10 protein-coding genes are annotated in these 12,678 nt (G+C 70.4%); 6 read left to right on the forward strand and 4 right to left on the reverse strand.

From position 1 onward, the window contains the following. Nucleotides 1-70 precede the first annotated feature (70 nt). Nucleotides 71-1,270: a L,D-transpeptidase gene (locus ACZ5WE_RS35905; RefSeq protein ID WP_467695504.1), complete on the reverse strand. Its 1,200-nt coding sequence runs from the start codon at nt 1,268-1,270 to the stop codon at nt 71-73. A 146-nt stretch (nt 1,271-1,416) separates the two neighbouring features. After that, nucleotides 1,417-2,175: a hypothetical protein gene (locus ACZ5WE_RS35910; RefSeq protein ID WP_467695506.1), complete on the reverse strand. Its 759-nt coding sequence runs from the start codon at nt 2,173-2,175 to the stop codon at nt 1,417-1,419. A 104-nt stretch (nt 2,176-2,279) separates the two neighbouring features. On the opposite strand from ACZ5WE_RS35910, the gene ggt reads away from it, so the two are divergent. Beyond that, entirely contained in the window at nt 2,280-4,091 is a 1,812-nt protein-coding gene (gene ggt / locus ACZ5WE_RS35915; RefSeq protein ID WP_467695507.1) for a gamma-glutamyltransferase, read from the forward strand. Nucleotides 4,092-4,129: 38 nt separating this feature from the next. Here the strand turns inward: ggt and ACZ5WE_RS35920 are convergent, their stop codons facing one another. After that, complete coding sequence (locus ACZ5WE_RS35920) at nt 4,130-5,971, reverse strand: WD40 repeat domain-containing protein (protein ID WP_467695509.1); 1,842 nt, start codon at nt 5,969-5,971, stop codon at nt 4,130-4,132. A gap of 45 nt (nt 5,972-6,016) precedes the next feature. Further along, the gene (gene map / locus ACZ5WE_RS35925; protein WP_467695511.1) at nt 6,017-6,784 is read right to left on the reverse strand and encodes a type I methionyl aminopeptidase; all 768 of its coding nucleotides are present in this window, start codon (nt 6,782-6,784) and stop codon (nt 6,017-6,019) included. A 61-nt stretch (nt 6,785-6,845) separates the two neighbouring features. Here map and ACZ5WE_RS35930 point away from each other — a divergent pair, with 61 nt between their 5' ends. The 5 genes from ACZ5WE_RS35930 to hydA all read left to right on the forward strand — a co-directional run bounded on the left by ACZ5WE_RS35930 (nt 6,846) and on the right by hydA (nt 12,671). Next, nucleotides 6,846-7,097 carry a helix-turn-helix domain-containing protein gene (locus ACZ5WE_RS35930; RefSeq protein WP_467695513.1) on the forward strand — a complete coding sequence of 84 codons (252 nt, stop codon included), beginning with the start codon at nt 6,846-6,848 and terminating at the stop codon, nt 7,095-7,097. Between the two features lie 259 nt (nt 7,098-7,356). Beyond that, nucleotides 7,357-8,871, forward strand: a complete 1,515-nt coding sequence (locus tag ACZ5WE_RS35935; RefSeq protein ID WP_467695515.1) for a hypothetical protein — start codon at nt 7,357-7,359, stop codon at nt 8,869-8,871. Between the two features lie 182 nt (nt 8,872-9,053). Then, nucleotides 9,054-9,896 (forward strand): nitrilase-related carbon-nitrogen hydrolase, encoded by an 843-nt coding sequence (locus ACZ5WE_RS35940; protein WP_467695517.1) that lies wholly within the window; start codon nt 9,054-9,056, stop codon nt 9,894-9,896. Further along, nucleotides 9,893-11,176: an aspartate aminotransferase family protein gene (locus ACZ5WE_RS35945; protein ID WP_467695519.1), complete on the forward strand. Its 1,284-nt coding sequence runs from the start codon at nt 9,893-9,895 to the stop codon at nt 11,174-11,176. The genes ACZ5WE_RS35940 and ACZ5WE_RS35945 overlap by 4 nt, the downstream gene beginning before the upstream one ends. A gap of 91 nt (nt 11,177-11,267) precedes the next feature. Beyond that, entirely contained in the window at nt 11,268-12,671 is a 1,404-nt protein-coding gene (hydA, locus tag ACZ5WE_RS35950; RefSeq protein WP_467695520.1) for a dihydropyrimidinase, read from the forward strand. Nucleotides 12,672-12,678 lie beyond the last annotated feature (7 nt).

Here is a 12,678-nt window from a genome sequence, read left to right on the forward strand (position 1 = left end):
ACCGGGGGTAACCCGTCGGTAAGTTACGCCCCGGTAACGATTGTTGAGCTGTCTACTTCCAGTTCGGCCTTCAGCCCAGCGCGCTCTTCGTCTGCCAGTCGGCCCAGGAGATGTTCCACTCGCCGTAGCCGTTGCCCGGGTCGGGCACGCCCTTCGAGCCGCTGCCGGAGACCTCGAAGGGGTCGCCGACCCGGACCTGGCCGTAGAGCCAGGAGGCGTCGCCGTCGCTCATGCCGATGCAGCCCGAGCTGTGGTTGGTGTTGCCGAAGTACGAGGCGTTCCAGGGGGCGGCGTGCGCGTACATGCCCGACCAGGTCAGACGCATCGAGTTGTCGACCATCTTGTCGTAGGCGTCGCCGAGGCCGACCGTCTCGGAGCGCATGTTGATCGTGCCCTCCTTGGCCATCAGGACGGACGTGCCGCCCCAGGACGCCTTGTCGCCGCCGGGGGTGCCCGCCGACATCGGGACGGTCCTGACGCTCTTTCCGTCCCGTACGAGCGTCGCCTGCTTGCTGTCGAGGTCGACCTTGACCTTCTGGCTCCTGCCGACGGTGAACCCGGTCGCGTAGTCACGGACGAACCAGCCGCCGTCGGTGCCCGAGTCGATCCCGCCGAGACGGGCGTCGAGCTTCACCTTGGTGCCGGACTCCCAGTAGTCCTTGGGGCGCCAGTCGACGCGGTCCTTGCCGTCGTAGTTCTTGATCCAGCCCCAGGATCCGGTGGTGTTGTTCGAGGTCTTCACCTTCAGGTGCCTCTCGACCTCGGCCTTGTTCTTCACCGGGTGGTCGAAGACGACCGACAGGGGCTGTGCGACGCCGACCGTGGAGTCCTTGCCGGGCGTCAGGGAGAGCTTGTTCACCTGCTCCGGTGCGGCCGTCTTGAAGGAGGCCCGTGCGCTGCCGCCCTCGTCCGTCGTCGCCTCGACCTTGTACGAGGTGCCGGGCACCGCCTTGCGGTCCGAGGTCCAGGTGGTGCCGTTCGAGGCGACCTTGCCGGTGAGCTTCGCGCCCTTCGAGTCGGTGACCTTGACCTGCTTCAGCTTGCCGTCGGCCAGCGTCACCTTGACCGGGGAGCCGGCCTTGGCCTGCTTGCCCTGCAGGTTGACGGATATGTCCGGCTTGTTCGCGGCCGTGTCGGCGGACGCGGGGGTGCTGCCCGAACAGGCGGTCAGGGCGGCGGCCAGTGCCGCGAGGCCCGCGGCCGTGACCGCGGCCCCGGTGTGGCGGGGGCGTAGGGGGCGTCGGCGACTCGGCGAGCTCAGGGGCCTCAAGGGAACGTACCTCCGTGCGAATGTGGAACTGCACGGTGAGAGGGACAAAGGTCCCGGTGGGTTGCCTCTTGCCCCGAATTTCCCGACTAGGTCACATGGGCGGCGTATGAGCCGGGCGTGACCGTCGGCGCTCGGTGATCGCGTACCTACTTGGCGCGATGGGAACTGCGCGGCGGCGTGATCGCGGGGGCCGGGGCCTGGGCGGCGCGGGTGACGTCCCCGACGAGCTCGACGACATCGGGACCGTACGCCTGGGAGTTGACGACCTTCAGGAGCAGGACGAAGGTGTTGGCGCCGTGCTTGCGGGCGAGGCGCTCGTGGTGCCGGGCGAGATAGCGGGTCGCCGCCTGGTTGGTGATCGCGCGCTGGCCGCAGAAGACGAAGACGGGTCTCGCCTCCTGGTCCTGCCCCGCGGTGAGCCGCGCGAGGATCACGTACTCCGTGATGCCGCCCTCCATGCGGTACCGCTCGTTGCCGACCTGGAAGGCCCCGCGGTCAGGTCCCGGCTCCGGGTCGGTGTTGATGCGGACGCCGGGCAGCAGGGAGTGCATGTGCGCGGCCATGCGGCGGTTGACGGCCGGGGAGCCGACGCAGAACTCCGTGCGCTCGCCGAAGCTCTGCTGGGCGGCGTCGTGCGCGACGAGCTGGGCGTGCGCCCCGCAGTCCTTGATCAGCGCGGCCAGTTCGAGCAGCGCGAACACGTCGTGGCGTACGACGGTGAGCTCGGGGCCGCCCGCCTCGCGGTTCACCACGAGCAGCGACTCGGCGTTCTCGGGCAGCCCGAAGAAGGCCTGCTTGCGGCGGAGCTTGCGCCGCCAGAGGTAGGTACGGGCGAGCCAGCCCAGCACGGCACCCAGGCCGGCCGCGATCAGGCCGAGGACGATGTTGCGCACGTCTTCAGTCATGGGGGCGCATGCTAGCGGGCGCTAGGACCCGTGTTCGAGGGGGTCCTGACGCCGTGGGGGGAGCGAAGTTACGCTGCGCGGACGGTTGTTGACTGGAGGTACGAATGCGTCGTGCTGTCGTACGGAATCTGACGCTATTGGCGGTCGGAGGGGTGTTGGTGTCGGTCGGAGCGGCCGTGCCCCCTTCGTCTCCGCGCTCGGCTGAACCGGCCTCGACGTCCCCGGGGAAGACACCACTCGCCGTCGGTCATGGCGGTGCCGTCTCCAGCGTCGACCCTGACGCGTCGGCCGCCGGGATCGAGGTCCTGAAGAAGGGCGGCAACGCGGTGGACGCGGCAGTCGCCACGGCGGCGGCCCTCGGCGTGACCGAGCCCTACTCCGCGGGCGTCGGAGGCGGCGGCTACTTCGTCCACTACGACGCCAAGAGCCGCAAGGTCAGCACGATCGACGGGCGTGAGACGGCCCCGCTGACCGCCGACTCCGGCCTCTTCCTGGAGGACGGCAAACCGATCCCCTTCGCGGACGCCGTCACCAGCGGCCTGGGTGTGGGCACCCCCGGCACCCCCGCGACCTGGCAGTCCGCACTCGACAAGTGGGGCAGCAAGCGGCTCGGCACGCTCCTGAAACCCGCCGAACGGCTCGCGCGCGACGGATTCACCGTGGACGGGACCTTCCGCTCGCAGACCGAGTCGAACCAGCAGCGGTTCGCCGACTTCCCGGCCTCGGCGAAGCTGTTCCTGCCCGGCGGTGCGCTGCCCGTGGTCGGCTCCACGTTCAAGAACCCCGATCTCGCGCGGACGTACGAGGAGCTGGGCCGCAAGGGCGTCGGGGCGATGTACCGCGGCGGCATCGGCAAGGATGTCGTACGGACCGTGAACAAGCCGCCCGTGGACCCGGCGTCCGGGCGCGTGGCCCGGCCCGGCGACCTGTCGACGAAGGACCTGAAGGCCTACGCGGCGAAGCGGCAGGCGCCGACGAAGACCTCCTACCGGGGCCTCGACGTCTACTCGATGGCTCCCTCGTCCTCCGGTGGCACGACCGTCGGTGAGGCGCTCAACATCCTTGAGCGGACCGACCTCTCGAAGGCCTCGAAGAAGAAGTACCTCCATCGGTTCATCGAGGCGAGCCGCGTCGCGTTCGCCGACCGCGGGCGATGGGTGGGCGACCCCGTCTTCGAGGACGTGCCGACGAAAGAGCTGCTCTCGCAGAAGTTCGCCGACTCGCGGGAGTGCCTGATCCGCGACGACGCGGCCCTGAAGAGCCCGCTCGCGCCGGGCGACCCGCGGGACCCGGCCGCCTGCGGGTCCGGTGACAAGGCGGCGCCGACCACGTACGAAGGGGAGAACACGACACACCTCACGGCCGCCGACAAGTGGGGCAACGTCGTCGCCTACACCCTGACCATCGAGTCGACGGGCGGCAGCGGGATCACCGTGCCGGGGCGCGGGTTCCTGCTCAACAACGAACTCACCGACTTCTCCTTCGCGCCGGCCGACCCGGCCGTGCACGACCCGAACCTGCCGGGTCCCGGCAAGCGGCCCCGGTCCTCGATCGCGCCGACGATCGTGCTCGAGAAGGGGCAGCCGGTGGTCGCCCTTGGATCGCCGGGCGGAGCGACGATCATTACGACCGTCCTGCAGACCCTCACGGGATTCGTCGACCGTGGCCTTCCGCTCGTCGACGCGATCGCGGCGCCGCGCGCAAGTCAACGCAACGCCGCACAGACCGAGTTGGAGCCGGGGCTCTGGGAGAGCTCGGTGCGGGCCGACTTGGAGGCCATCGGCCACTCCTTCAAGCAGAACCCGGAGATCGGCGCGGCCACCGGGGTGCAGCGGCTGCCGGGCGGCAAGTGGCTCGCCGCCGCGGAGAAGGTGCGGCGTGGTGGCGGGTCGGCGATGGTGGTGCGGCCGGAGTGAGGCGGGACGGGCGGGCCCTGGCGGGCCCGCCCGGTGGTTCAGCGGGCCGCGCAGTTCTGCTCCAGCTCGTTGGCCGCCCAGCGGATCGGCCCCTCCGGGTCGTCGTGCAGGTAGCGCAGCACGGGCAACGCGTCGCGTACCGCCGTGAGTTGAGCGTCACCTCGGCCGCCGCGTGCCTGGTGGACGTCCGCGAGGTCCGCGATCAGGAGGAGCAGCGTGCTGCGGGCACGGTTGTCCGGGTCCGTCATGATCTCGACCAGGAACGGGATCGCCGGGACGGCGGCTGTCGATGCCGCCTCCTTGGAGACGAGGAGGCGGTAGAGGTCGTGGACCGCGTCCATGGCCGTCTTCTTGTCGTCCGACGTCACCTTGCCGATCAGCTCGGGGATCATGTGGCCGGGGCCCCGCGCGGTCCACAGCGAGCCCCAGTCGACGCTCTCCAGGCGCAGTTGGAGGTCCCGGTGCGGCCACAGCTCGGCCAGGTCGAGGCGGAGGGCGGCTGTGGACTCCGCGTCGGTGACACGCAGTGTGCCGGCCGTGTCCAGGCCCAGGTACTTGATGCCGGTGCCGAGGCGGAGGTTGGCCACCGCGTCGGAGGCCAGGTCCCAGACGCGCACCAGGCCGTCCGCCCAGGCCGCGGCGAGCGCGGGCCCGGTGGGCAGGACCGCGGCGGCGAGTGAGCTGACCGGAGTGCTCCTGCGGGCGAACGGCGCGCGCAGTGGCTTGCGGCGGGTCGACCAGTAGCGGATCACGCCGTGCGCGTCGCCGCTCAGGACCAGGCGGGTGCCGGTCGCGAGCTCCAGGCAGGTCACCGAGGTCACCGGGGCGCGGTGCAGGCCGAGGGTGATGGTCTCCGGATCCTCGTCGTCCGTCTCGCGGACGTGCACGCAGCCTTCGCTGTCGCCCGCGACGAGCAGCGTCGGACCCTGGAGCGAGGCCACTGCCCTGAGCGTGCCCGGGGCCTCGACGAGCGCGGCTGCCGCTCCGGCGACGACGGGCGGCTGCGGGTACTCACGGGTCAGGACCGTGAACCTGCCGCGCGGGTCGGCGTCACCCGCGGAGAGTGAGACCGGGCCCAAGTCCTCAAGCGGCACGGGCACTTCGGCAGGCGGTCGGATGTCCTTGTCCGTCCACTCAAGGCCCAGCGTGCGGGCGACGTCGAGCAGCGCCGCGCGGGTGCGGCCGTTGATCACTATCCTGAAGTCGGCGCTGGGGCCCCGCCCGTGACGTATGACCGCGTCCGGAGCGCCGTAGGAGAGCGCGTCGGTGCCCATCTCCTGCCAGGGCAGCAGGCCCAGTTCGCGGTACGAGCCCTCCAGACGGCGTATGACCTCGGGGTCGGCGTCCACGGTGTCCCGGCCGAAGCGCAGCGTCCAGCCGTAGTGCGCGGGCATCCGCTCGAAGGCCAGCTGCATCAGGAACTCGGAGAGCGAGCGGCTCTGCACCACCCACTCGCCGCCGATGCTCACGAAGACCCGGGGGTCGGGGAGTTCGGCCTCGGCGGCGAGATAGCCCCATTCGTGGGCGTAGTGGTACTCGGACATGAACACGCAGACGCGGGTGTCCGCCGAGCGGGTGTCCGCGTCGAGCTCGGAGATCCTGGGTGGCCACTGTGTGTGGACCCAGTACAGGCGCGGGTTGAAGGCGAAGGAGTTGAGCGGGGAGTCCCACCATTCGTTGAGCGCCTGGGGGACCGGCAGGCCCCAGTCGATGCCGTGCTCCTTGTTCTCGCCACCCCAGCGGGAGTGCCCGGGCTCCCCGCCCGGATCCTCGTAACCCCACTCGCGCTGCACTTCTTCCAGCAACGACCAGCGGGGGCGCCCCTGTTGGCGCCCAAGCCGGTCCGCGAACTGTCCGTAATCAATGATCTCGTGTGTCACCGATGCATCGTACGGATGATCTACGTGACAGATGTCTTCGCGGCGTCACAGTGCGGTGAGGATGCGCGGGCCGTCGTTAGTGATCGCCACTGTGTGTTCCGCGTGGGCCGCGCGGCTGCCGTCGTTCGTGCGCAGCGTCCAGCCGTCCGGGGCCGGGTGGTAGTGGTCGATGCCGCCGCTGATCACCATGGGCTCGATGGCCAGGGCCATGCCGTGCTTCAGGGGCATGCCTCGGCCCGCGCGGCCTTCGTTCGGCACGCCAGGGTCCTCGTGCATGCGGCGGCCGATGCCGTGGCCGCCGAAGTCTTCCGGAATGCCGTAGCCCGCGTCCCTGCACACCACGCCGATCGCGTGCGCGATGTCGCCGATGCGATTTCCCACCACGGCCGCCGCGATGCCCGCTTCCAGGGCACGCTCGGCGGTCTCGATGAGGCGTACGTCCTCGGGGCGGGCCTTTCCGACGGTGAAGCTGATCGCCGAGTCGCCCACCCAGCCGCCGAGCTCGGCGCCGAAGTCCGCGGAGAGCAGGTCTCCGTCCCGCAGGCGATAGCCGGTGGGGATGCCGTGCACGATCGCGTCGTTCACGGACGCGCAGAGGACCGCGGGGAACGGCGTGGGGGCGAACGAGGGGCGGTAGCCGAGGAAGGGCGACGTCGCACCCGCTTTTCGCAGCACGTCGTGTGCCACCTCGTCCAGCTCGAGCAGGGATACGCCGACGTCCGCGGCCTCCCGTACGGCAGTGAGGGCCTGAGCGACGATCCGGCCCGCTTCGCGCATCGCGTCGATAGATGTGTCTGTCTTGAGTTCCACCATGCCAATTACTATACCGGTATGAGAATGGGTTTCTGTGCACGGTCGGGACTAGACTGACCGCATGGTGCGGACCCCCCTGACCCCAGAAGAGCACGAACGCGGCGAGCGGCTCGGCCGGCTCCTGCGCTCGGCGCGTGGTGAGCGGAGCATGGTGGAGGTGGCCGCGAGCGCCGGTCTCTCCGCCGAGACGCTCCGCAAGATCGAGACGGGGCGGGCCCCGACGCCCGCCTTCTTCACCGTGTCGGCGCTGGCGGTGACGCTCGGCCTCTCGCTGGACGAGGTGGCGCAGGCGTGCGTGATGGTGCCGGTTTAGCCGGCTCTGGCGGAACCCATGGGCACGGCACGTCTGGTGCGGACGGGTGGCGTGCGAGGGGCTGGGGAGCGGCCGGAAAACTGCGTGTAGTCGTCCCGTAACACGTCTGGTGTTATCTTCCGGTCCGGAAGACTCCAGGCTCCATGGGGCGGTGCTGGCTCGGATGGCAGTGGGACAACTCCCTGATCAGGTACGGGAGTTCGCGAGGTACCTGAGAGACCTCCTGGCGCGGCTCGATCCGGGCGCCGGGTGGTGCGGCGTGTTCTGGTCCCGTGACCCCGAGGGGATGCGGGCCTGTCTGGATGGCTCGGAAGTGCCCCCCTGGGATGTGATGGAGGCGCTGCTGCACGATCTGGCCGCGGGGCACGGGACGCAGGCCGCCGAGCGCGAGACGGAGCGGGCGCGGGCGCTGCACGCGGCCTCCCTGGCCGCGTACGACGCGCGGTCCGGAGGGCGGGTGCTGCTCGGCGAGCGCCTCGACATGATGCTCACCGAGCAGCGGTTCGCCGTGGAACGACAGGCGGAGCTGGGCCGCTCGCTCGCGCTCGCGGCCACGCCGGACGAGGTGGAGCGGCTCAACCGCGATCTGGCCTGGGTCGGCGACGACCACGACCGGGCGACCGCACGGTGCGCGGAACTCCGGGAGCGCATCGAGCGGTTGGACCGCGCGGACCGCCCGCAGTGGGTCGACTTCGGGACTCCGGTGGCGGACGACTTCGCGGCTGTGGAGGCGGATGACTTCGAGGACCTGGACTCCAGCTACGACGTCGAGCCCGGCTACGACAGCGAGTCCAGCTACGACGTCGAGCCCGACTACGACAGCGAGTCCAAGTACGACTACGGCTCCGACGACTTCGGGGAGCAGTCGCAGAACGCCTTCGGGGCTCAGGCCGCGGACGGCTTCGGGCCGGCCCCCGCCGAACGGAGCGCCCCGGCTCCCGGCGCCCGCACCCTGTCGGCCGACCCGGAATCACAGCCGGACCCGGGCGCAGACGCACCCCGTGTGCCCAAGCAGAGCCGCAAGTCGCGCGACACGTCCCGCCGCACGCGCCGCCCCCGCGGCGCCCGTTTCGCGGGGTTCGCGGGGGCGGACGACGACGGGGGTGCCGAGGCGGCAGCGGCCGGTGCCATCGCCGTACCGGAGACGGCCGCGCCATCGCCTGCCGCGGCCGGCCCGCGCGGCGCGCGGTTCGCGCACGCCGCCGATGGCGGTGGACGGCGTGACGACGTGACGCCGCCTGACCGCGATGCCGGGCGTGCCACCGCCGAAGCTGTCGCCGCGCTCATCAAGCTCCGTGGCGAGGGCCGCAGCGGCGAGGCGCACGGCGTGCTTGTCGAGGCCGCGGGCTGGCCCGCGCCGCGCCTGCCCGAGTTCGCCGGTGAGCTGCACCGCGCGGGCCTCGGCGCCGACTGGTCGACGCTGCTCTGGGAGGCCGCGTCGCTGCCGCCCGACCGGCTGGTCGCGCTCGCCGACGCCCTCGCAGGGGCAGGCCGCGCCGAGGACTGCCGCAAGCTGCTGCGGCAGGGCGTGTCCCGGCCCGCCCAGGAGATCGCCGAGGCCGTGCTCGCGCTGGTCGACGCCGGCCGCGAGCGCGAGGCCCGCGCCCTGCTCGACGCCTACATCCGCGTCCGTACCCCCGAGGACACGGCCGGCTGCGCGCACACCGATCCGTACCGCCTCATCCCGATGCTTCTCCGGGCGGCCCAGGGGGTGTCGGACGAGCGCCACTGGGATCTCGTGCACGCGCTGCGCGTTGCCGGATTCAGCACCTGACGCCCCCGCTTCCTTGGCGCGTTCTCGCCCGCTTCTCGCCCGCTTGGGTGCGAAACATGATCGACTCCGCCGGTTAACGGCGATGGTCTTGCCCAGCCCGTCGGGGAGGCTTACGTTTTCCTGTCTACGCACCAAGTCTACGGGCGTAGAGGCTCTCTGACGTCCCGTCGAAGGAGCAGCTCATGGCCAACGTCGTACGCGCCGCACTGGTCCAGGCAACCTGGACAGGCGACACCGAATCCATGATCGCCAAGCACGAGGAGCACGCCCGCGAGGCGGCCCGCCAGGGTGCGAAGATCATCGGATTCCAGGAGGTGTTCAACGCCCCCTACTTCTGCCAGGTCCAGGACCCCGAGCACTACAGGTGGGCCGAACCCGTGCCGGACGGTCCCACGGTCACGCGGATGAAGGAACTCGCCCGCGAGACCGGCATGGTCGTCGTCGTCCCGGTCTTCGAGGTCGAGCAGTCCGGGTTCTACTTCAACACCGCCGCCGTGATCGACTCGGACGGCTCGTATCTGGGGAAGTACCGCAAGCACCACATCCCCCAGGTCAAGGGCTTCTGGGAGAAGTACTACTTCAAGCCGGGGAACGCGGGCTGGCCCGTCTTCGACACCTCGGTCGGCAAGGTCGGCGTCTACATCTGCTATGACCGCCACTTCCCCGAGGGCTGGCGCCAGCTCGGCCTGAACGGCGCCCAGATCGTCTACAACCCCTCCGCCACGTCCCGCGGCCTGTCCGCCTACCTCTGGCAGCTGGAACAGCCCGCCGCGGCCGTCGCCAACGAGTACTTCATCGCCGCGATCAACCGCGTGGGCGTCGAGGAGTACGGCGACAACGACTTCTACGGGACGTCGTACTTCGTCGACCCGCGCGGACAGTTCGTCGGCGAGAGGGCGAGCGACAAGGCCGAGGAACTCGTCGTCAGGGACCTGGACTTGGGGCTCATCGAGGAAGTACGCCAGCAGTGGGCGTTCTACCGGGACCGCCGCCCCGACGCGTACGAAGGACTGGTACAGCCGTGAGTGACCTCCACACCCGCCACAAGGCCGTCCTGCCCGAGTGGCTCGCCCTCTACTACTCCGACCCGCTGGAGATCACCCACGGCGAGGGCCGCCACGTCTGGGACGCGGACGGCAGGCAGTACCTCGACTTCTTCGGCGGCATCCTCACCACCATGACCGCCCACGCGCTGCCCGAGGTCACCAAGGCGGTCAGCGAACAGGCCGGGCGGATCATCCACTCGTCCACGCTCTACCTCAACCGGCCGATGATCGACCTCGCCGAGCGGGTCGCCGGCCTCTCCGGCATCCCGGACGCCCGGGTCTTCTTCACCACGTCGGGCACCGAGGCCAACGACACGGCGCTGCTCCTGGCCACCGCGCACCGCCGCTCGAACCAGATCCTGGCCATGCGCAACAGCTACCACGGCCGCTCCTTCACGGCCGTCGGCATCACCGGCAACAACTCCTGGTCGCCGACCAGCCTCTCGCCGCTCCAGACGCTGTACGTGCACGGCGGCGTCCGCAGCCGCGGGCCGTACGCCGCGCTGAGCGACGCCGAGTTCATCGAGGCCTGCGTCGCCGACCTGAAGGACATGCTCGGGCAGGCGCGCGGGGGAGTGGCCGCGCTGATCGCGGAGCCCATCCAGGGGGTCGGCGGCTTCACCTCTCCACCGGACGGGCTCTACGCCGCCTTCCGCGAAGTCCTGTGGGAGCACGGCATCCTGTGGATCTCGGACGAGGTGCAGACCGGCTGGGGCCGCACCGGCGACCACTTCTGGGGCTGGCAGGCGCACGCCGCGAGCGGCCCGCCGGACATCCTCACCTTCGCCAAGGGCATCGGCAACGGCATGTCCATCGGCGGTGTCGTCGCGAGCGCCGAGGTCATGAACTCCCTCGACTCCAACTCCATCTCGACCTTCGGCGGCTCACCGGTCACCATGGCGGCAGGCCTCGCCAACCTCACGTACCTCCTGGAACACGACCTCCAGGGCAACGCGCGACGCGTCGGCGGTCTGCTCATCGAGCGGGTGCGCGCCATCTGCGCCCAGCTGCCCGTCGTACGCGAAGTGCGCGGCCGGGGCCTGATGATCGGCATCGAGCTGGTCAACCCCGTCACGGGCGAGGCCGATCCGCAGGCGGCCGGCGCGGTGCTCGAAGCCGCACGCGAAGGCGGCCTTCTCATCGGCAAGGGCGGCGGCCACGACACCAGCGTCCTGCGTGTCGCCCCGCCACTCTCGTTGACCGTGGCGGAGGCGGAAGAAGGGGCGGCGATCCTCGAACAGGCTCTGCGGAGCGTCTAGTTCACGCACCGGACCATGAACCCGCTCATGTGCCTGCTTGTCCACCTGCCTGCGCCCACGAACGTACGAGCATGAAAGGGAGCGCCCCATCATGAGTACCCGCACCCTGATCCGCGGCGGACTCGTCATCACCGCCGCCGAAGAGGCCCACGCCGACGTGCTGATAGAGGACGGCAGGATCGCAGCGCTCGCCGCACACGGCTCGGGCGCCGCCGAGGCCTGGACCGCGGACCGCGTCATCGACGCCACCCACAAGTACGTGATCCCGGGCGGAGTCGACGCGCACACGCACATGGACTTCCCCTTCGGCGGCACGTTCTCGTCGGACGACTTCGAGACGGGCACCCGGGCCGCGGCCTGGGGCGGTACCACGACCATCGTGGACTTCGCCGTGCAGACGAAGGGGCAGGCGCTGCGCGCGGGCCTCGACGCCTGGTACGCGAAGGCGGACGGCAAGTGCGCGATCGACTACGGCTTCCACATGATCCTCTCGGACGTCAACGAACGCACCCTGAAGGAGATGGACCACCTCATCGAGGAAGGGGTCAGCTCCTTCAAGCTCTTCACGGCGTACCCCGGCGTCTTCTTCAGCGACGACGGGCAGATCCTGCGGGCGATGCAGCGGGCCGCCGCCAACGGCGGGCTGATCATGACGCACGCGGAGAACGGCCTCGCCATCGATGTCCTGGTGGAGCAGGCCCTCGCGCGCGGCGAGACCGATCCGCGCTATCACGGCGAGGTGCGCAAGTCGCTCCTGGAGGCGGAGGCGACCCACCGGGTGATCAAGCTCGCCCAGGTGGCGGGCGCTCCGGTGTACGTGGTGCACGTGTCGGCGCAGGAGGCGGTGGCCGAGCTGGCCAGGGCGCGCGACGAGGGCCTGCCGGTGTTCGGCGAGACCTGCCCGCAGTATCTGTTCCTCTCCACGGACAACCTCGCGGAGCCCGACTTCGAGGGCTCCAAGTACGTCTGCTCGACCCCGCTGCGGCCACGCGAGCACCAGGCGGCCCTCTGGCGGGGTCTGCGCACGAACGACCTCCAGGTGGTCTCCACGGACCACTGCCCGTTCTGCTTCGTGGGGCAGAAGGAGCTGGGCCGCGGGGACTTCTCCAAGATCCCGAACGGCCTTCCGGGCGTCGAGAACCGCATGGACCTCCTCCACCAGGCCGTCGTCGACGGGCACATCAGCCGCCGCCGCTGGATCGAGATCGCCTGCGCGAGCCCGGCCCGGATGTTCGGCCTGTACGGCAAGAAGGGCACGATCGCGCCGGGCGCGGACGCGGACGTCGTCATCTACGACCCGGCCGCCGAGCAGATCATGTCGGCGGACACGCACCACATGAACGTGGACTACTCCGCGTACGAGGGCAAGCACGTCATGGGCCAGGTGGAGACGGTCCTCTCCCGCGGTGAAGTGGTCATCGACCAGCGGAAGTTCACCGGCCACGCAGGGCACGGCGCGTACGTCCCGCGCGGCACCACCCAGTACCTCGGCTAGGAGAGGC

The sequence above is a fragment of the Streptomyces sp. NPDC033180 genome (assembly GCF_055577645.1).